The organism is Streptomyces sp. H51 (genome assembly GCF_035656535.1).
Classification (GTDB): Bacteria; Actinomycetota; Actinomycetes; order Streptomycetales; family Streptomycetaceae; genus Streptomyces.
This window is the reverse complement of the sequence record NZ_JAYMHD010000053.1, coordinates 63,897-84,895: the sequence shown is the minus strand read 5'-3', so window position 1 is coordinate 84,895 and position 20,999 is coordinate 63,897. Positions and strand designations below refer to the sequence as shown.

Sequence of the window (20,999 nt, the reverse complement as noted above, 5' to 3'; positions counted from 1 at the left end):
CTGGAGGATCCGTGGACCTGTCCCTGTCGACCCGTACCGTCGGCGATCGTACGGTCGTCGAGGTCGGTGGCGAAATCGACGTATATACCGCGCCCAAGCTGCGCGAGCAGCTGGTCGAGCTGGTGAACGACGGGAGTTTCCACCTCGTCGTCGACATGGAGGGCGTGGACTTCCTCGACTCCACCGGTCTCGGCGTCCTGGTCGGCGGACTGAAGCGGGTGCGGGCCCATGAGGGCTCGCTGCGCCTGGTCTGCAACCAGGAGCGCATTCTGAAGATCTTCCGCATCACCGGCCTCACCAAGGTGTTCCCCATTCACACCTCGGTCGAGGAAGCGGTGGCGGCGACCGACTGACCACCGCTCCCCGGAGATCCTGGCCGGGGCGGCAGCAGGAAACCGAGGGGGTTCGGGCTTTCGGTGGCCCGGGCCCCCGGACGGCACGCCCAGTTCCGAGGGGGATGCATGGCCACCGTTGAACTCCGCTTCAGCGCGCTGCCCGAGCACGTCAGGACCGCCCGACTGGTGGCGGCAGCGGTGGCGCGCAGGGCCGGAGTGGACGAGGCCGTCCTCGACGAGGTCAGGCTCGCCGTCGGCGAGGCGTGCACGCGTGCCGTCGGCCTTCACCGCAACGGCGGCATCGCCGCGCCCGTGACGGTGATGCTGACCGAGGACGAGAAGCAGTTCTCCATCGAGGTCGGCGACGAGGCGCCGCGCTCGCTGCCCGGGGACGCCGGATCCGGTGCCGTCGGCGAGGACGCGGACACCGACGAGGACCAGATGGGTCTCGCGGTCATCAGCGGGCTCGTCGACGACGTCGAGGTGAGCGCGGGGGAGCACGGCGGGTTGATCCGCATGACCTGGCCGACCACGCCGCCGGCCGTCCTGCTTTCCTGAATCCCACTGCGCGTCGCTGCACCCGAAGGGCCCTACACGTTAGGGCCCTTCGGCATGTCAGGGCGCGCTTTCTGTGCCTACAGTGGTCTTGTGCGACGGATTCGTGAAGCAATTCACGAATCCGTCGCGCGAGAAATCGATCGTGTCCTGTCGGCATCAATGCCTCTGAGGCATTACTCCATTCGAGTCCGGTGATCTGTCGTCGATCATTTGCTGAACAGCATGTGAAGACCGATTCCGTTTACCACGCACTGTTTTGATCAGGTCCGGGTACCTAGAATCCGTCCACATCTTGAGCTCAGCCCAAGCGTCAAGGAGGACGAATGGCGGGGCTTTCTACCCCTCATCAGTTGGACCACTCCACTACCTTCGCAGCCGCGGTGCTGACCGACGACAACCGTGTCATCGTCGCGGTCGTCGCGGCCGTCGCGCTGGCCGCTCTCGCCGTCGCGGGCATTCTGGTGCGCCAGGTGCTGGCAGCGGGCGAGGGTACCGACAGCATGAAGAAGATCGCCGCGGCGGTACAGGAAGGCGCCAACGCCTATCTGGCCCGGCAGTTGCGCACGCTCGGCGTATTCGCCGTCGTCGTGTTCTTCCTGCTCATGCTGCTGCCCGCGGACGACTGGAATCAACGTGCCGGCCGATCGGTGTTCTTCTTGATCGGTGCGGCGTTCTCGGCCGCCACCGGTTATATCGGCATGTGGCTCGCCGTGCGCAGCAATGTGCGCGTGGCCGCGGCGGCACGGGAAGCGACTCCGGCGGAAGGCGAGCCGGAAAAGGATCTCACCACCGTCTCGCACAAAGCCATGAAGATCGCTTTTCGCACGGGCGGCGTCGTCGGCATGTTCACGGTGGGGCTCGGTCTGCTGGGCGCCTCCTGCGTGGTGCTGGTGTACGCGGCCGACGCGCCGAAGGTGCTCGAAGGCTTCGGCCTCGGCGCCGCCCTGATCGCCATGTTCATGCGTGTCGGCGGCGGCATCTTCACCAAGGCCGCCGACGTCGGCGCCGACCTGGTCGGCAAGGTCGAGAAGGGCATTCCGGAGGACGACCCCCGCAATGCCGCGACCATCGCCGACAACGTGGGCGACAACGTCGGCGACTGCGCGGGCATGGCGGCCGACCTCTTCGAGTCCTATGCCGTGACCCTGGTCGCCGCGCTGATCCTCGGCAAGGCGGCCTTCGGCGACTCGGGGCTCGCCTTCCCGCTGATCGTGCCCGCCATCGGCGTGCTCACCGCGATGATCGGCATCTTCGCGGTCGCCCCGCGGCGCACCGACCGCAGCGGCATGTCCGCGATCAACCGCGGCTTCTTCATCTCCGCGATGATCTCGCTCGTGCTGGTGGCGGCGGCCGTCTTCATCTATCTCCCGTCCAAGTACTCCGAGCTCGACGGCGTCACCGACGCGGCGATCAAGGCCAAGGACGGCGACCCGCGGATCCTCGCGGTCGTCGCGGTGGCGATCGGCATCCTGCTGGCCGCCGTGATCCAGCAGCTGACCGGCTACTTCACCGAGACGACCCGTCGTCCGGTGCGGGACATCGGCAAGACCTCACTCACCGGCCCGGCCACCGTCGTGCTCGCCGGTATCTCGGTCGGCCTCGAATCGGCCGTCTACACCGCCCTGCTGATCGGCCTGGGCGTCTACGGGGCCTTCCTGCTCGGCGGCACGTCGATCATGCTGGCGCTGTTCGCGGTGGCGCTGGCCGGCACCGGCCTGCTCACCACGGTCGGCGTGATCGTCGCCATGGACACCTTCGGGCCGGTCTCCGACAACGCGCAGGGCATCGCCGAGATGTCCGGCGACGTCGAGGGCGCGGGCGCGCAGGTGCTCACCAACCTGGACGCCGTCGGCAACACCACCAAGGCCATCACCAAGGGCATCGCCATCGCCACCGCCGTCCTCGCGGCGTCGGCGCTCTTCGGCTCGTACCGCGACGCGATCACCACCGGGGCGCACGACGTCGGCGAGAAGCTCTCCGGATCCGGCGCGCCGCTGAGCCTGATGATGGACATCTCGCAGCCCAACAACCTGGTCGGCCTCATCGCGGGCGCGGCGGTCGTCTTCCTCTTCTCGGGGCTGGCGATCAACGCGGTGTCGCGGTCGGCGGGTTCGGTGGTGTTCGAGGTGCGCCGGCAGTTCCGTGAGAAGCCCGGGATCATGGACTTCACGGAGCAGCCGGAGTACGGCAAGGTCGTCGACATCTGCACCAAGGACGCGCTGCGGGAGCTGGCCACACCGGGTCTGCTGGCCGTCATGGCGCCGATCTTCGTCGGGTTCACGCTCGGCGTCGGCGCGCTCGGCGCGTACCTGGCGGGTGCGATCGGCGCGGGCACGCTGATGGCGGTGTTCCTCGCCAACTCCGGCGGCGCCTGGGACAACGCCAAGAAGCTGGTCGAGGACGGGCACCACGGCGGCAAGGGCAGCGAGGCCCACGCCGCCACCGTGATCGGCGACACGGTCGGCGACCCCTTCAAGGACACCGCCGGTCCCGCGATCAACCCGCTGCTGAAGGTGATGAACCTGGTGTCGCTGCTGATCGCGCCCGCGGTCATCAAGTTCAGCTACGGCGCGGACAAGAACATCGGCATGCGGATCGTGATCGCGGTCCTCGCGCTGCTGGTCATCGTCGGAGCGGTGTACGTCTCCAAGCGGCGCGGCATCGCCGTGGGGGACGAGGGCGACGCCGAGGAGGTGTCCAAGCCCGCGGATCCCGCGGTGGTTTCGTAGGCGGCCTTCCGGGCGCCTGTTCAAAGGGCGGGCGGACGGCGCGTGTTGACGCGTCGCCCGCCCGCCCCGTTCGTGTGCGCCGCCCTGCCGTGAGCCTTCTCTCGCCTGGTGCAAATGGCCCTATTCGCTGTCATAGCGGATGCCCGTCCTGCGGTTGACGTCCGTCCGGCGTGTATGTTCCGGGGCCGTAAGCCATGGAAGGGACCGATCCGGTGAACAAGAAGCTCGCGGCCGCGCTGTCCGGCGGTGCGGTACTGGTACTGGCGCTGTCGGGATGCAGCAGCGACGACGGCAACGCGAAGCTGGATGCCTGGGCCAAGCAGGTCTGCGACGCCGTACAGCCGCAGGCGAAGAAGATCGAGGCCGCCAACGCCGCGATCCAGAAGGAGACCTCGGACAACAGCACGCCGGCTCAGGTCCAGAAGACCGACGCCCAGGCGTTCCAGGACATGTCCGAGGCCTACAAGGCGATCGGGGACGCCGTCGAGAAGGCCGGGGCGCCGAACGTCGACAACGGTGAGAAGAAGCAGAAGGACGCCGTCAAGGAGCTCGACGGCATCGCCGCGTCGTACGCCTCCCTGAAGGAGCAGGTCGACGGGCTCGACACCAAGGACCAGGCGAAGTTCGCCGACGGTCTGAAGGACATCGCGACCTCGCTGGACAAGCTGAGCAAGTCCGGCAACGACGCGCTGAAGACCCTGGAGGAGGGCGAGGTCGGCCAGGCGATGGCCAAGCAGCCCAGTTGCAAGTCGGCCTCCGCGTCGGCCGCGGCGACGACGGGCTGAGACCGGCCGGGCCGGCCCGGGACCCGGGGCGACGGGCGGTACATGCGCGTGACGGCGCCGTAGGCCGGTGCGCGCGTGCGCGCGGGCCGGCGCCGTCCGCACCGGCAGCCGTGGGTGCGTCGTCCGTCCGAACGGACACAATGGGGGCGTGAGCAACTCCAGCCTGGCGCACCTGCCCTCCACCGACCGCCTCGACGTCGCAGCCCGGCTGCGGGACGCCCTGCTCGGGGCGTCCTTCACCGCCGACGGGCTGCTCGACCTGCTCGGCGCCCCCGCGTACGCGGCACTGGCCCGCAGCGAGACCGTGCCCGCCCTCCGGGCCACCCGCGGCGACACGCCGCTGGAGGTGCTCGTACGGCTGTTCCTGCTGCAGCAGCCCGTGCCGCAGGCGCGCGTGGCGGCCGTGCTGCCCGTCGCCGAGTGCCTGGAGAGCGGGTGGCTGGTGGCGGCGGGCGCGGACGAGGTCGCCGCCACCGTGGACGTGCGGCCGTACGGCGGGCCCGGCGGCGAGGACTGGTTCATCGTCTCCGACCTCGGCTGCGCGGTCGGCGGCGCGGGCGGCATCGCCCACCGCGGCGAAGGGGTCGTCCTGGGCGTCGGCGGCGCCTCCACCACCCTCGCCGGCATCACCGTCCGTACGCCCGTCTCCTCCGCCCTCGACATCGGCACCGGCTCCGGCATCCAGGCGCTGCACGCCGCCCGGCACGCCACGCGCGTGACGGCGACCGACGTCAACCCGCGCGCCCTGCACATCGCCGCGCTCACGCTGGCGCTCTCCGGCGCCCCGGCCGCGGACCTGCGCGAGGGCTCGCTGTTCGAGCCCCTGCGGAACGACGAGAAGTACGACCTGATCGTGTCGAACCCGCCGTTCGTCATCTCGCCGGGGGCGCGCCTGACGTACCGCGACGGCGGGATGGGCGGGGACGATCTGTGCCGCACCCTCGTCCAGCAGGCGGGCGACCGGCTCGACGAGGGCGGGTTCGCGCAGTTCCTGGCCAACTGGCAGCACGTCGAGGGGGAGGACTGGCAGGACCGGCTCCGCTCGTGGGTCCCGCGCGGCTGCGACGCCTGGATCGTGCAGCGCGAGGTGCAGGACGTGACGCAGTACGCCGAGCTGTGGCTGCGGGACGCGGGGGACCACCGCGCCGATCCGGAGGAGTACCAGGCCCGGTACGACGCGTGGCTGGACGAGTTCGAGGCGCGCAAGGTGAAGGCAGTGGGCTTCGGCTGGATCACCCTGCGCAGGACGGAGGCGGCCGTGCCCTCGGTCACCGTGGAGGAGTGGCCGCATTCGATCGAACAGCCGCTCGGCGACACGGTCCGGGCGCACTTCGACCGGCTCGACTACCTCCGGGAGCACGACGACGCGGCGCTGCTCGAAGGGCACTTCCGGCTCGTCACCGAGGTCGTCCAGGAGCAGGTCGGGCTGCCCGGCGCCGAGGACCCCGAGCACGTGGTGCTGCGGCAGAACCGCGGCATGCGCCGGGCCACCAAGGTCGACACGGTCGGCGCGGGCTTCGCGGGCGTCTGCGACGGGTCGCTGAGCGCCGGCCGCATCCTGGACGCGATCGCCCAACTGCTCGGGGAGGACCCGGTGTTGCTGCGCGACCGCACGCCGGCCCAGATCCGGCTGCTGGTCGAGCAGGGATTCATCGAGCCGGCCTGACAAGGGGACGCGAACACCCCTTCCGCCGGGCCCGGAACGCCCCTTCCGCCGGGTCCGGAACGCACCGCTGTCCGGGCCGGCGGAAATGCGCCGCGGGAAGGGCGACAACGCGACCGGGCCGCACGGTGACGAATTCCCGTCGACCTGTGAGCGCTGTTACGGGCGTTCCGCGAACGGCCGGATGCGGGGTCCGCACGGCGCCGACGCCGGTTTTACAAGATCGCCCGCCTGATCGCCGCCTGATCGCCGTCGGATCTCCGCCCGATCGCCTGCCGGATCTTCGCCCGATCCCCGGACGGCATTAGGAAGACGGCCGGAAAGACACCCGTAACCCCTTCCGCGGCGACCGCGGCGACCGCAGCGCCTGCCACGGCCGCCACGGCGCCACGACCGCCACGGCCGCCACGGCCGCCGCGGCCCGCGAGGCGGCGGCCCGCGCGGCCGGGCAGGCCCCGCGAATCCGTCGGCCCCACGTTCACCCGGGGTTCGCCCGCTCGCCGTCCGCGCGTGTCAGTCTCCCGGGGCTGGAGACCCGCGGACAGGAGAAAAGGGGCGCACAGAGCCATGGAGAGCGGACCGGCGATCTTCTCGGGAGTGGTGTTCGCCCTGTTCGGAGGCGCGCTGCTGATGTGGACCGTGACCCGGGTGCGGCATCGCGAACCGGTCGCCCACGGTGTGAACCCCGTCGCATCGGCGGCCCTCGCCGGTGTCGCCTCGGTGCTCGCGCTCGCCCTCGGGACCTGGTGTTTCATGCGATCCTGAAAGGGGCCGCGGAGCCGCGGCTCCGATAATTGGGAGGTCCTCCTCCGGATAGGCTCGAAAAGGCGGGTCACCATGCCGGGCGGCAGGAATGGCGGAAGTCGGGTTACCGTTCGAGTGGCCGTTGCGGGCTTTTCCCGTTTGACACGGGGGCGGGATGTACCGTCACACTCCGCAGCGTCACCAGTACCCGACCCCGGGACGTAGGCCTGGGGAGGCCCCAGCGTCGACCGGAGAGAAGAGCGAAGTTGTCCCCGACCAGCGAGACCGCACAGGGCGGCCGCCGACTCGTCATCGTCGAGTCGCCTGCCAAGGCGAAGACGATCAAGGGCTACCTGGGCCCCGGCTACGTAGTCGAAGCGAGCGTCGGGCACATCCGCGACCTCCCCAACGGCGCCGCGGAGGTGCCGGAGAAGTATACCGGCGAGGTCCGCCGTCTCGGAGTGGACGTCGAGCACGACTTCGAACCCGTCTATGTCGTCAACGCCGACAAGAAGGCCCAGGTCAAGAAGCTCAAGGACCTGCTGAAGGACTCCGACGAGCTCTTCCTGGCCACCGATGAGGACCGCGAGGGCGAGGCCATCGCATGGCACCTCCTGGAGGTGCTGAAGCCCAAGGTCCCGGTCAAGCGGATGGTGTTCCACGAGATCACCAAGGACGCGATCCGCGCCGCCGTCGCCAACCCGCGCGACCTCAACCAGCGCATGGTCGACGCCCAGGAGACCCGCCGCATCCTCGACCGCCTCTACGGCTACGAGGTCTCGCCGGTGCTGTGGAAGAAGGTCATGCCGCGCCTGTCGGCCGGCCGCGTCCAGTCCGTCGCCACCCGGCTCGTCGTGGAGCGGGAACGCGAGCGCATCGCGTTCCGTTCCGCCGAGTACTGGGACCTGACGGGCACCTTCTCCACTGGCCGCGCGGGAGACCCGTCGGACCCGTCGGCGCTGGTCGCCCGCCTGCAGACGGTCGACGGCAGGCGTGTCGCGCAGGGCCGCGACTTCGACTCCCTGGGGCAGCTCAAGAGCGCGAACACCCTGCACCTCGACGAGGCGAACGCCCGCGCTCTCGCCGCCGCCCTGGACGACACCCGGTTCTCCGTCCGGTCCGTCGAGTCCAAGCCGTACCGCCGCTCGCCGTACGCCCCGTTCCGTACGACGACGCTGCAGCAGGAGGCCAGCCGCAAGCTCGGCTTCGGCGCCAAGGCCACGATGCAGATCGCGCAGAAGCTGTACGAGAACGGCTTCATCACGTACATGCGTACGGACTCCACGACGCTGAGCGACACGGCGATCGCCGCCGCCCGCGCCCAGGTCACGCAGCTGTACGGCGCCGACTACCTGCCCTCGGCCCCGCGCACGTACGCCGGGAAGGTCAAGAACGCGCAGGAGGCGCACGAGGCGATCCGGCCCTCGGGTGATCGTTTCCGCACCCCCGCCGAGACCGGCCTGACCGGCGACCAGTTCCGGCTCTACGAGCTGATCTGGAAGCGGACCGTCGCCTCGCAGATGAAGGACGCGACCGGCAACAGCGTGACCGTGAAGATCGGCGGCACCTCGGCGGACGGCCGGGACGTCGAGTTCAGCGCCTCCGGCAAGACGATCACCTTCCACGGCTTCCTCAAGGCCTACGTGGAGGGCGCCGACGACCCGAACGCCGAGCTGGACGACCGTGAGCGCCGGCTGCCGCAGGTCGCCGAGGGCGACGCGCTGACCGCCGAGGAGATCACGGTCGACGGGCACGCCACCAAGCCCCCGGCCCGCTACACCGAGGCCAGCCTGGTCAAGGAGCTCGAGGAGCGCGAGATCGGCCGCCCGTCGACGTACGCGTCGATCATCGGCACGATCCTCGACCGCGGCTACGTGTTCAAGAAGGGCACCGCACTGGTGCCGTCCTTCCTGTCCTTCGCGGTGGTCAACCTCCTGGAGAAGCACTTCGGGCGGCTCGTCGACTACGACTTCACCGCCAAGATGGAGGACGACCTCGACCGCATCGCCCGCGGTGAGGCGCAGGCCGTGCCGTGGCTGAAGCGGTTCTACTTCGGCGAGGGCACGGGCAACGGCGGCGCGGCCGAGGCCGGCAACGGCGACGGGGACCACCTCGGCGGCCTCAAGGAGCTCGTCACCGACCTGGGCGCCATCGACGCGCGTGAGGTGTCGTCGTTCCCGGTGGGCAACGGCATCGTGCTGCGGGTCGGGCGCTACGGCCCGTACATCGAGCGCGGCGAGAAGGACTCCGAGAACCACCAGCGGGCGGACGTGCCCGAGGACCTGGCCCCCGACGAGCTGTCCGTCGAACTCGCCGAGGAACTGCTCGCCAAGCCGAGCGGCGACTTCGAGCTGGGCGTCGACCCGGCGACCGGCCACCAGATCGTCGCCAAGGACGGCCGCTACGGCCCGTACGTCACCGAAGTGCTCCCCGAGGGCACCCCGAAGACCGGCAAGAACGCCGTCAAGCCGCGTACGGCCTCGCTGCTGAAGTCGATGTCCCTGGACACCGTGACGCTCGAGGACGCCCTGCGGCTGATGTCCCTGCCGCGCGTCGTCGGCACGGACGCCGACGGCCAGGAGATCACCGCGCAGAACGGCCGCTACGGCCCCTACCTGAAGAAGGGCACGGACTCGCGCTCGCTGCAGTCCGAGGACCAGATCTTCACCATCACGCTGGAGGAGGCGCAGGCGATCTACGCCCAGCCCAAGCAGCGTGGCCGGGCAGCCGCCAAGCCGCCGCTGAAGGAGCTGGGCGAGGACCCGGTCAGCGGCAAGCCGGTCGTGGTGAAGGACGGCCGCTTCGGCCCGTACGTCACCGACGGGGAGACCAACGCGACCCTGCGCTCCGGCGACAGCGTCGAGGCGATCACCCCGGAGCGCGGTTTCGAGCTGCTGGCCGAGAAGCGCGCCAAGGGACCCGCCAAGAAGACGGCGAAGAAGGCGGCGGCGAAGAAGGCCGCCCCCGCCAAGAAGACGACGGCCGCCAAGACGACGGCCGCCAAGAAGACCGCGGCGAAGAAGACCACGACGGCGGCGAAGAAGACGACCGCCAAGACGGCGGCGAAGAAGACGGCCGCGAAGAAGGCGACGGCGGCGAACTCCGCGGAGGACTAGGCTCCCGTCACCCTTCGTTCACATCGTCCTCGCAAGGCGCACACCCCGGCATCGGTTTGGTGTCGGGGCGTGCGTGCGTTCGGGCGGGCGCCGCTGGCTGTCAGCCGGTCCGGATAGGCTGAACGCATGACGCGAGCCGAGCAGCCAACGGCCCACCCGCCGGCCCCCGACGATGCCCTGGTCGCGGACTCCCGCGAGCGCGCCGTCCGTTCCCTGCTGCGCCGACCGCAGCTGCGGCGGCTGTGGAGCGCGCAGCTCGTGGGCGGTGTCGGCGACACCCTCGCCCTCCTGGTGCTCGTGCTCCTCGCCCTGCAGGCGGCCATCGGCGCGGGCTCCTTCGGCGGCGGCTACCGGGGCGTGGCGTTCGCGGTGGCGAGCGTGTTCGCGGTGCGCATCCTGTCGACCCTGCTGTTCGGAGCCGTCCTCCTCGGGCCGCTCACCTCGCTCACCTCCCAGGACGGCCCGCTCGACCGGCGCTGGACCATGGTCGGCGCCGACGGCCTGCGGGTCGCGCTGCTCATCGTGGCGCCCCTGTGGATCGACTGGACGCCGGACAACGCGCTCGCCGTCATCCTGGTCACCGTGTTCGTCGCCGGGGTCGCCGAGCGGTTCTGGACGGTGTGCCGGGAGAGCGCCTCTCCCGCGCTGCTGCCCGGCCCGCCCCTGGAGGGCGCGACGATACGGCCGCTGCCGGACCACATGGACGCCCTGCGCCGCCTGTCGCTGCGCACGAACTTCGTCGCGATCCCGCTCGCGGCCGTCGTGCTCGTCGCCGCCGGGCTGGTGAACAACCTGCTGGGCTCCGGCATCGACTGGTTCGACCAGCACCAGGCCGCCCTCGCGTCGTACGTGGCGGCCGGGCTGTTCGCCGCTTCCCTGTCCGTGCTGACCTTCCTGGTCCTCCCCGGCACCCGCACCCCGCGCGCGCGTTCCCCGCTCGAGGGACTGCGCCGGCCCAGGACGGGCACGGCCGTCGAACGGGGCCGTACGGGCGTCCTGCCGCTGCTGGTGCTCGCCTCCGCCGCCGTCGCGGGCGCGATCTCCGCGGCCGTCGCCGTGTGCGTGCTGCACGCCAAGGACCTGGGCGGCGGCCCCGTGACGTACGGGCTGCTGGTCGGCGCGCTGACCGGCGGCGTCGCCGTCGGCATACGCACCGCCCCCGCCGTGCTGCCCACCCTGTCGAGGCGCCGGCTGCTGGCCCTCGTGATCGCCTTCACCGGCGTCGCGCTGCTGGCCGCCGGTCTCGTCCCGGACGTGACCACCGTGCTGCTGATCGCCGCGCTGGCCGGCGTCGGCGCGGGCATGGCCGCCAACATCGGGCACACCCTGCTCGACCAGGAGACCGAGGACCAACGGCGCGCCCGCGTCACCGAGCACCTGCACGCGGTCGTACGGGTCTTCGTGGCGCTCGGCGCGGTCGTCGCGCCCGTGGTCGCGGCGGGGATCGGCCCGCACCGGCTGGAGAACGGCAAGTTCGTGTTCGCCCACGGCGGCGCGGCCTTCACCCTGATGCTGGTCGGCGCGCTGCTGCTGCCGGTGGCCGCGCTGGTCCTCGCCAAGGTCGACGACCGCTCCGGCGTGCCCCTGCGGCAGGACCTGCGCGACGCGCTGCTCGGCGGCGACGACCCCGAGACGGTGCCCGCTCCCGGCGGCTTCTTCATCGCCCTGGAGGGCGGCGACGGCGCCGGCAAGTCCACCCAGGCCGAGGCGCTCGCCGAGTGGATCCGGGCCAAGGGACACGAGGTCGTGCTGACCCGCGAGCCGGGCGCCACGCCCGTGGGCAAGCGGCTGCGGTCGATCCTGCTGGACGTGTCCAGCGCGGGCCTCTCGCACCGCGCGGAGGCACTGCTGTACGCGGCGGACCGCGCCGAGCACGTCGACACGGTGGTCCGGCCCGCGCTGGAGCGCGGCGCGGTGGTCATCTCCGACCGCTACATCGACTCCTCGGTCGCCTACCAGGGCGCGGGCCGTGACCTGTCCCCGACGGAGATCGCCCGTATCAACCGCTGGGCCACGAACGGCCTCGTGCCCCATCTGACCGTGCTGCTGGACGTCGCGCCGGAGATCGCGCGCGAGCGGTTCACCGAGGCGCCGGACCGGCTGGAGTCGGAGCCGGCCGAGTTCCACGCGCGCGTGCGCTCCGGCTTCCTGACTCTCGCCGCGGCCGACCCCGGGCGCTACCTCGTCGTGGACGCCGGCCAGGACCCCGAAGCCGTCACGACCGTCGTCCGGCACCGGCTCGACCAGATGCTGCCGCTGTCCGAGGCGGAGATCCAGGCCCGCGAGGAGGCCCGCCGGAAGGCCGAGGAGGAGGCCCGCCGCAGGGCGGAGGAGGAGCGGCTGGAGCGCGAGCGCCAGGAGCAGCTCGAACGGCTGCGCGCCGAGGAGGAGGAGCGCAAGCGGCGCGAGCTGGAGGAGGCGCAGCGGCGCGAGGCCGAGCGGCAGGCGGAGGAGGCCCGGCAGCGGGCCGAGGAGGCGCGCCGGAAGGCCGAGGAGGAGCGGCAGCGGCTGCTCGCCGAGGAGAAGGCCCGGGCCGAGGCGGAGGCCCGCCGCAAGGCCGAGGAGGAGCGGCGGCGCAGGCAGGCCGAGGAGGAGGCCCGGCTGCGCGCCGAGGCCGAGGCGCGGCGACTGGAGAAGCAGCGGAAGGCGGAGGAGGCCCTGTTGCGGGCCGAGGAGGCGCGCCGGCTCGCCGAGCAGGCCGCGGCCGCCGCGGAGGCGGGCCCCCGGCAGTCGGCGCCGCCCGCCGCTCAGCCGGACGCCTCGACCGTCCCGACCCCGATCGTGACGCCGACGAACGCCTCGGGCGGCCCGCTGGAGGAGACCGCGGTGCTGCGGCCGGTGCCGGAGGAGCACCGCGGGGGCACGGCCGCCGGGGCTTCCCGCGGGCGGTCCGCCGGCGAGTCCGACGCCGAGGTGACGACGAAGCTGCCGCAGCCGCCGGTGCCGCCGGGCGCGGCGGACGAGACGGCGGTGCTGCCGCCGGTGCCGCCGGGCGCCGTGGACGAGACGGCCGTGCTGCCGCCGGTGCGTGACGGTGGCCCGGCGGACCGCGTTCCGCCGGGGTTCTTCCGGGACGAGCCGTCCGCCGGGGTGCGCCCGGACGGGACGGATGACCGCACGCGGGAGCTCCCGCAGGTCGACGAGCGGGGGACTCCGCGGCGCCGACCGCGGCCGGACTGGGCCGAGGAGACACCGCTGGACGACCTGCCGACGCTGGCGGACGAACTGCTCGGACCGCGCGACGACGACTACGCCGACGACCACGACGACGACCACGACGACGACCCGGGTCACGGCCGGCGCCGGGGCCGCTGATCCGACGGCCCCGGCGGTCGGTGTTCGCCGTCGGCCGTCGGCCGGCGGCACCCGGGGCGCCGTACCGCACAGCCGTTGTCAGTGGCGCCCCGCACAATGGAAGCCGCACCGCGGACCATGACGAAAGGGCGGGGTGAGCGATGACCGTCTGGGACGACCTCGTGGGCCAGGAGAAGGTGGCCGAGCAGCTCGACGCGGCTGCCCGGGACGCCGACGCGCTGGTCACCGCGGTCGCCGCGGACACTCCGGTGCCGGAGGCGTCGAAGATGACGCACGCCTGGCTGTTCACGGGCCCGCCCGGCGCGGGGCGGAACCAGGCGGCACGGGCGTTCGCCGCCGCCCTGCAGTGCGTGTCCCCGGACCGGGCGCTCGGCGGCTCCCCCGGCTGCGGCTTCTGCGACGGCTGCCACACCGCCCTCGTCGGCACGCACGCCGACGTCACCACGGTCGCCGCGGTCGGCACGCAGATCCTCGCCGACGACATGCGGGACACCGTCCGCAAGTCGTTCACCTCCCCGGCGAACGGCCGCTGGCAGGTGATCCTCGTCGAGGACGCCGAGCGGCTGAACGAGAAGTCGGCCAACGCCGTCCTGAAGGCGGTGGAGGAGCCCGCCCCCCGTACGGTCTGGCTGCTGTGCGCCCCCTCCATCGAGGACGTCCTGCCCACCATCCGCTCCCGCTGCCGTCACCTGAATCTGCGCACGCCCTCGGTGGACGCCGTCGCCGACATGCTCGTACGGCGTGAGGGCATCGAGCCCGACGTCGCCGCCGCCGCGGCCCGCGCCACGCAGGGCCACGTCGACCGGGCCCGTCGCCTCGCCGTCGACCCGGCCGCCCGCGAGCGTCGCGCCGCCGTACTGAAGCTCCCGCTCCGCCTCGACGAGGTCGGCGCCTGCCTGAAGGCCGCCCAGGAGCTCGTCGACGCGGCCGCGGAGGACGCCCGCCAGCTCGCCGAGGAGATGGACGGCAAGGAGACCGAGGAACTGAAGGCGGCGCTGGGCGCGGCCCAGGGCGGCCGGATGCCGCGCGGCACGGCGGGCGTGATGAAGGAACTGGAGGACAAGCAGAAGCGGCGCCGGACGCGGACGCAGCGCGACAGCCTCGACGTCGCCCTGACCGACCTCACCGCCTTCTACCGCGATGTGCTCGCCCTGCAGCTCGGCTCCAGGGTGGCGATCGCCAACGCGGACGCGGAGGACGCCCTCGATCGTCTCGCCCGTGGCACCTCCCCCGAGTCGACCCTGCGCCGCATAGAAGCGATCGCCGCCTGCCGCGAGGCCCTCGACCGCAACGTGGCGCCGCTGCTCGCGGTGGAGGCGATGACGATGGCCCTCAGAGCGGGCTGACCTCCGGGCACGCCCCGCGGACCCGGGCCCGGAGCGGAGTCGGAGTCGGACCGGGAGTCGGACCAGGATCAACAGGAGGTTGACCACATAACTCGTACGAGCCATAACGCCTACGGAGAGGATTCATCCGGTAGCCCACGGTTACGCTCGCCTGATGCACCTCTGGCGAATCCCCCGCCCGGCCACCTCGTCCGCAAGGCCCCCGGTCCGCATCGGCGGCGCCCTCCTCGCAGCGGTCCTGCTGCTCGTCCCCGCCTGCTCCCCCGAAGGTCCGGCGACCTCGGTCGGCAGCCCGGCGGAGGCCGAGCTGGCGGCACTGCCCCGGTCCGTTCCGCGCGCCCTCGCGCCCTACTACGGGCAGAAGCTGCACTGGCGCGGCTGCGGCGTCCCCGGCTTCCAGTGCGCCACGATGAAGGCGCCGCTGGACTACGCCGAGCCCGCCGAGGGGGACGTCAGGCTCGCGGTGGCCCGCAAGCGGGCCACCGGCAAGGGCAAGCCGCTCGGGTCGCTGCTGGTCAACCCCGGCGGGCCGGGCGGCTCGGCGATCGGCTACCTGCAGCAGTACGCCGCCGTCGGCTACCCCGCCGAGGTCCGCGCCCGCTACGACATGGTCGCGGTGGACCCGCGGGGCGTCGCCCGCAGCGAGCCGGTGACCTGCCTCGACGGGCGGCGGATGGACGCCTACGCGCAGACCGACACCACACCCGACGACCGCGCGGAGACCGGTGCGCTCGTCACCGCGTACCGGAAGTTCGCGGAAGGCTGCGGCGCCCACTCGCCCCGGCTGCTGCGGCACGTCTCCACCGTCGAGGCGGCACGCGACATGGACCTGCTGAGGGCGGCGCTGGGCGACGCGAAACTGACGTACGTGGGCGCGTCGTACGGGACGCTGCTGGGAGCGACGTACGCCGGACTGTTCCCGCAGCGGGCGGGCCGGCTGGTGCTGGACGGCGCCATGGACCCGGCGCTGCCCGCGCGGCGCCTGAACCTCGACCAGACGGCCGGCTTCGAGACGGCGTTCACATCCTTCGCGAAGGACTGCGTACGGCACCGGGACTGCCCGCTCGGCAGGCAGGCCTCCGAGGTCGGCCCGCACCTCAAGGCCTTCTTCCGGAAGCTGGACGCACACCCGATCCCCACCGGCGACATCGACGGCCGCAAGCTCGGCGAAGCCCTCGCCACCACCGGCGTGATCGCGGCGATGTACGACCAGGGCGCCTGGGAACAACTGCGCGGGGCGCTGGCGTCGGCGATGAAATCCCACGACGGCGCCGGCCTGCTCGCCCTGTCCGACAGCTACTACGAACGCGAGGCCGGCGGCCGCTACTCGAACCTGATGTCCGCCAACGCCGCCGTGAACTGCCTGGACCTCCCGGCCGCCTTCGCCACCCCCGACCAGGTGCGCAAGGGCCTCCCCGCCTTCGAGAAGGCGTCCCCGGTCTTCGGCGAGGGCCTCGCCTGGGCGTCCCTGGGCTGCGCGTACTGGCCGGTCAGGCCCACCGGTGAGCCCCGCCGCATCGAGGCGCGGGGCGCGGCGCCGATCGTCGTCGTCGGCACCACCCGCGACCCGGCGACCCCCTACCGCTGGGCCCGCTCCCTCTCCCGCCAGCTCTCCTCGGCCCGCCTCCTCACCTACGAGAGCGACGGCCACACCGCCTACGGCCGGGGCAGCGCCTGCATCGACTCCGCGATCGACGCCTACCTCCTCCACGGGACGCCCCCGCCGGCGGGAAAACGCTGCTCGCGGTCCTGATCGCCGGCCCGGCCCGGGTGCTCCGGCGGCTGGTACGGAGCACCCCGGAAACTGTGTAGACTTACCGACGTTGCTGATCGCACCATGGTGCGACAGCGCGCCGCCTTAGCTCAGATGGCCAGAGCAACGCACTCGTAATGCGTAGGTCTCGGGTTCGAATCCCGAAGGCGGCTCCATTGGAAAGGCCCAGGTCACTACTTCTGACCTGGGCCTTCGTCGTTTCCTTGATCGGTAGGTGGTCTAGCCCACCGCCCTTCGAGACGGGAAAACGGTCCCGATGGGTCCAAGATGGGTCCGGCGTGGGGCTGAGTGGGCCCAGATGGGCCCGCCGCCCATCAGGCCACCCTGCGACGCTGCCTCTTCAACGCCTTCTTCGCGGCCGCGGCCTTCACGGGCCGGGCCGGCTGCACCTCGTACTGCTCGGTCGCCTCGACCGGGGCGTGCCCGAGCTTCGCCGCCTGCTCGGCCTTCCGGTAGGCGGTGATCAGGTCCAGGGACGCTGAGGCGGTCGCGGCATGCATCTCGGGCAGGACCGTCTGGTAGGTGTCGCTCGTCATCCGGAGCGAGGCGTGGCCGAGCATCGCCTGTACGGCCTTCGGGGCGACGCCGGCCGCGAGCGCCAGGCTGGCGGCCTCGTGGCGGCCGTCGTGGAGCCGTATCGGCGGCAGCCCGGACAGCTCCACCAGCCGGTCCCAGCGGTCGGTGAAGAACTGCGGGTGGTACGCCGAGCCGTCCTCCTTCGTGAAGACCCGTCTGGCCGCCTCGGCGGGCGCGGGTACGCCGGCCGAGGCCCACTCCGCGCGCTCGTCGGCCTGCTTCTCGCGCCAGGCCTGCAGCAGCATCACCGAATCCCGGTTGAGCTTGATGTCCCGGACGCTGTCGGCCTTCGGGTCGTCCTCGTGCACCTCGTAGGAGATGGACACCAACTGTTCGCTGATGTGGATGACCTCCTCCTCCAGGTCCACCTCGTCCCAGGAGAGCGCGGCCAGCTCGCCGCGGCGCAGGCCGTGGAAGAGCACCAGGTGCCAGGCGGGGAAGTGGCGGTCGTCGACGATGTGATCCAGGAACTCGGCGGTCTGCTGCAGCGTCCAGACCATGACCGGGCTCGGCTTCTCGCCGGTGCGTCTCCAGCGGGCGACGCGCGGCGGGGTCCAGGCGAGCGCGCGCGGCTTGGTCACCTTGGGGAGGGTCACGAGCTGGGCGTAGTTCTTGGCGATCAGCTCCTCCTTCAGCGCGTCGGACAGCGCGGAGGACAGAGTGGCCTTGATGCTGACCATGGTGGCCGGGCCGGTGGTGCGCTGCAGCTTCTTCCGCTCGGTCAGGTACTCCTCACGGGCCGCTGTCCACACCGCTCGCCGGCGGGCCCGCTCCTTCTTCTCCTCCGGGGTCCCGGTCGGCGCCTCGCGCCACGCGGCGGAGGCTTTGTCGGCCGCCTCCTTCAGCTCGGCGACCTTGGCGCGATGCTCTGCGCGGCGTTCGTTGTCGGAGATGATCCAGTCGAACAGGCCCTGGCAGTGGCGGGCGCGCAGGTCCCGCATCTTCAGCGCGCCCAGGTGCGGCAGCAGGTACAGCTCGATGTCGCGCTGATACTCGTGGGCGGTGGTCCGCTTCAGCTCGGTCTTCTTCTTCTTGTGCCAGCGGGCCAGGAACTCGGCGACCGTCTCGTCCGACAAGACGTTCACCCCGGCTTTGGCGGCCCGCCACACCTCCTCGGCCTTCGCCGCCGCCTCGGCCTGGGTGATGAATCCCCCCTCACGGGCCCGCCTGCGCTTCCCGCTGCCGTCCGGCTCCAGCTCGATCGAGTAGTACCAGGAGCCGTGGGCGCGCTCCTTGAGCCGGGGGCAGGACCGGTCCAGAGAGCCGATCTTCTGCTTGCCGTTGCCGTCGAGGACGGGTGTGCCGTCGGGCCGAATCAACGGCCCCTTGCACGCACACCTCTTGTACGTCTTGTCCTCAAACACTGGGTCCCCCCCAACGCTTTCGTGTCCCTCTTGATGTTCATTCTTGCCGATACTGCTAGCCCCTTCCTGTCTTTGCCCGTGTATGGTGAGCGGCAGGTTGGCGCGGGGGAGATCGCGACACCGAGCATGACGAAGAGCAACACTCAGCCCGGCGGACATCGCGGAATGAGCCTCAGCGAGGTCCTGGCTCTGCCCGCGACCGTCAATGTTGTGACCGCGGCTCGCGCGTTGGGTATCGGTCACAACAAGGCGTACGAGTTGATCAAGACTGGGTCGTTTCCGGTGCGGACGCTGGCGATGGGCGGGACAGTCCGTGTGCCGACAGCGGCTCTCTGGGAGGCTCTTGGGGTCGGCTCTCTGCGACTCGACTGACCACGGGACGCTGTGTAGTGATGGGGAACGTTCATGCCGCGCTTGTACGGCTTCGATAACCAGGCGCTGACCCGTATCCGCGCCGAGGAACGGCAAGTCGTACGCGAGGCGGTCGGCCGTCTGCGCTCCGGGCAGCCGCAAGCGCAGGTGGCTGCCTGGATGAACTCCGAGGGGCACCGCGGCACGCTGGGCGGGGAGTGGACCTCCATGACCCTCGGCCGGCTGCTCGACAATCCGGCGATCGCCGGCTTGGAGCGGGACCCCGACACTGGTGAGCTGCGTGAGACGGGCCGGGAAGCACTCATCACCCCGGAGGAGTTCCGGTGGCTGCAGGAGAGCCGCCCCAGTCGGCTAGGCAGCGTCCGCAGCGGTCAGCGCCGCGAGGACGACTACGAGTACCTGCTGGCGGGCGGCCTGAGCGTGTGCGGCCAGTGCGGACAGCAGATGACCGGTGGCCGCACCAGCGCGCGCACGCCGTCCTATCGCTGCCCCACGAGCTTCGAGGGCCGGGGTGGGTGCGGAAAGGTCCGCATCACCGCGTCGTTGCTCGAGGATTACGTCGGTGAGCACGTCCTTGGTGAGCTAGCGCGGCCCGGAGCGCAAGAGGCGCTGGAGCAGGCCCGCGCACGTTTGACCACCGAGGCCGAACAGGTGCGAGTCCGGATCACCGAGCTGGAGGCGTCCCGAGCGGAGTTGGCGGAGCCATACGAGGGGCGCCAACTGTCGCGGGCGGCCTTCGATGCTGCCGACCGGCGCATCAGGGACAGCCTGAAGAAGGAGCGTGCCCGGCTGCGGTTCCTGGAGCAGATCGTGGACGTGCCCATCGGCGGGGTTGAGGATCTGGCCCGCTGGTGGGAGCACGCTCCGCACCGCTCCAGGCGAAGTTTGGTGGTTCTCTTGGTGGAGCAGGTCGTCATCCACCCCGCGCGGGCACGCGGGGTTCGGGTCGTGGACGACCGGGTCACGTTGCGCTGGCGCACTGAATCTGCCTCGCAGGCCTCTTAGTCCTGCACGTCGTGGTCGGGTGACTTGGCCCACCAGTAGATCAGTTCGTTCAGGGTCTGCACGCTGACCCTCTTGCGGAGTTGGCCGAGCTGCTCGTTGATCCATGCCGGGCTGACGCCGAGATTCTTCGAGGCCTGCACCTGCGTCCGGCCCAGGCACAACTCACGCAGGATGGCCCGCTGCAGAGGCGTGGTCGACAGGCCGTCGTCCTCGCCGCGGTACCCGCTGAACCAGGGCTCGGCGCGCTCCCAGAACAGTCCGAAGGTGTGGGCAGTCTTTGCCACAACGAGCGGGTAGGAGATCATGATGGCCTCGTCGGCGGGTGGTTCGCCCGTGTCACTGTAGACGGGGACGAAGGCCACCCGGCGGTCGAAGATGATGCACCGCGGGAAGCGGCCGTTGAGCGTACGGATCTCAGCGCCGGCGGCGGTCATGGCCTTCGCCCAGTCGCCGACCGTGGCGACGCGGCGCACCGAGCTGTGGTACAGCGTCCGCATGGTCAGCCCCTGCTGGAGGGCGCCGAGGTCGCGCTCGTAGGAGTACGCCAGGTCTTCCGGTGTGCGGTGGCCGGGTTGGGCGGAGATGATCTCGGTGCGGGCGCTGGCGTGCTCGCGGGCGATGTACTCGTTGACCACATCGCGGCCCTTGAGGTGCTGGATCGCCTCGATCGTCAGTCGGGCTGACTGGAACTGGTCTTGGAGGGTGGCCAGGAATGCCGGCAGCGCCCCCATGTATGCGGTCAGAAGCTGCAGTTGGGTGTGAACTCGCTCGACCATCCCCAGTGCGGGATGTCTCGGTTCTATCGGGGTGTAGGTGTCGCTGCCTGCGGGCGGGCTACTCACTACCAGGCCCATGGCGAGCAGTTGGGCCAGGCCCGGAGTGTCCGGTGAGAGTGGCTTTCCGTCCAGCACTCGCTGGTAGGTGATGAGCATGTCGTCGGACAGATCCGGCAGGTCCGGAACTTGTGGCACTTTCCCAACCCCTGATTTGTAGGCCTGGTGAAACTGTGGTGTAGATGCCGCTTGAATATGCTTCTCGCCCCTAACAGAGTGTGCCTGTCGGGCACTTGGCGCGAACAATCGCCTCGCCGCACCTTGGCTGACGTGCTTCCCCGTCGTTCTCGGCTCGGAGTCGCATCACGCGGCGCCGCAACAAGTCAGGGCGGCAGACACCACGTGGCAGGTCGTCGAGGACGGCATTGCTGACGGCGGAGGTGCCCCGATCACGCCACTCGACACCACCTGGTAGTTGCTCGTGCGCGGACGGTGGGGGCCGGTCCGTACATGAGGGGGAAGCTGCGGGGTTGGTGGATGCGCC

13 protein-coding genes and 1 tRNA gene are annotated in these 20,999 nt (G+C 71.2%); 12 read left to right on the top strand and 2 right to left on the bottom strand.

The window, feature by feature from the left end:
- Nucleotides 1-11 precede the first annotated feature (11 nt).
- From bldG to VKA29_RS19085, 11 genes are all read left to right on the top strand, one after another.
- Nucleotides 12-353 (top strand): anti-sigma factor antagonist BldG, encoded by a 342-nt coding sequence (gene bldG / locus VKA29_RS19135; RefSeq protein WP_003975386.1) that lies wholly within the window; start codon nt 12-14, stop codon nt 351-353.
- A gap of 108 nt (nt 354-461) precedes the next feature.
- Complete coding sequence (locus tag VKA29_RS19130) at nt 462-893, top strand: ATP-binding protein (RefSeq protein WP_324787084.1); 432 nt, start codon at nt 462-464, stop codon at nt 891-893.
- A 323-nt stretch (nt 894-1,216) separates the two neighbouring features.
- Complete coding sequence (locus tag VKA29_RS19125) at nt 1,217-3,622, top strand: sodium-translocating pyrophosphatase (RefSeq protein WP_324787083.1); 2,406 nt, start codon at nt 1,217-1,219, stop codon at nt 3,620-3,622.
- Between the two features lie 194 nt (nt 3,623-3,816).
- Nucleotides 3,817-4,407, top strand: a complete 591-nt coding sequence (locus VKA29_RS19120; protein WP_324787082.1) for a small secreted protein — start codon at nt 3,817-3,819, stop codon at nt 4,405-4,407.
- A 148-nt stretch (nt 4,408-4,555) separates the two neighbouring features.
- A complete protein-coding gene (locus VKA29_RS19115; RefSeq protein ID WP_324787081.1) occupies nt 4,556-6,073 on the top strand; it encodes a class I SAM-dependent methyltransferase in 1,518 nt (505 codons plus the stop codon).
- 564 nt (nt 6,074-6,637) lie between these two features.
- The gene (locus VKA29_RS19110; protein WP_324787080.1) at nt 6,638-6,835 is read left to right on the top strand and encodes a hypothetical protein; all 198 of its coding nucleotides are present in this window, start codon (nt 6,638-6,640) and stop codon (nt 6,833-6,835) included.
- A 245-nt stretch (nt 6,836-7,080) separates the two neighbouring features.
- A complete protein-coding gene (gene topA, locus VKA29_RS19105) occupies nt 7,081-9,930 on the top strand; it encodes a type I DNA topoisomerase (protein WP_324787079.1) in 2,850 nt (949 codons plus the stop codon).
- Nucleotides 9,931-10,056: 126 nt separating this feature from the next.
- A complete protein-coding gene (gene tmk, locus VKA29_RS19100) occupies nt 10,057-13,245 on the top strand; it encodes a dTMP kinase (protein WP_324787078.1) in 3,189 nt (1,062 codons plus the stop codon).
- Nucleotides 13,246-13,385: 140 nt separating this feature from the next.
- On the top strand, nt 13,386-14,591 hold the full coding sequence (locus tag VKA29_RS19095) for a DNA polymerase III subunit delta' (protein ID WP_324787077.1): 1,206 nt from the start codon (nt 13,386-13,388) through the stop codon (nt 14,589-14,591).
- Nucleotides 14,592-14,745: 154 nt separating this feature from the next.
- Nucleotides 14,746-16,344: an alpha/beta hydrolase gene (locus VKA29_RS19090; protein ID WP_324787076.1), complete on the top strand. Its 1,599-nt coding sequence runs from the start codon at nt 14,746-14,748 to the stop codon at nt 16,342-16,344.
- Nucleotides 16,345-16,443: 99 nt separating this feature from the next.
- A tRNA-Thr gene (locus VKA29_RS19085) sits at nt 16,444-16,520 on the top strand.
- 159 nt (nt 16,521-16,679) lie between these two features.
- Here the strand turns inward: VKA29_RS19085 and VKA29_RS19080 are convergent.
- Entirely contained in the window at nt 16,680-18,260 is a 1,581-nt protein-coding gene (locus VKA29_RS19080) for a site-specific integrase (protein WP_324787075.1), read from the bottom strand.
- Between the two features lie 450 nt (nt 18,261-18,710).
- Here VKA29_RS19080 and VKA29_RS19075 point away from each other — a divergent pair, with 450 nt between their 5' ends.
- Nucleotides 18,711-19,682, top strand: a complete 972-nt coding sequence (locus VKA29_RS19075) for a recombinase zinc beta ribbon domain-containing protein (protein WP_324787074.1) — start codon at nt 18,711-18,713, stop codon at nt 19,680-19,682.
- Here VKA29_RS19075 and VKA29_RS19070 read toward each other — a convergent pair.
- On the bottom strand, nt 19,679-20,653 hold the full coding sequence (locus VKA29_RS19070; RefSeq protein ID WP_324787073.1) for a hypothetical protein: 975 nt from the start codon (nt 20,651-20,653) through the stop codon (nt 19,679-19,681). The two genes, VKA29_RS19075 and VKA29_RS19070, sit on opposite strands and share 4 nt — an antisense overlap.
- Between the last annotated feature and the right edge of the window lie 346 nt (nt 20,654-20,999).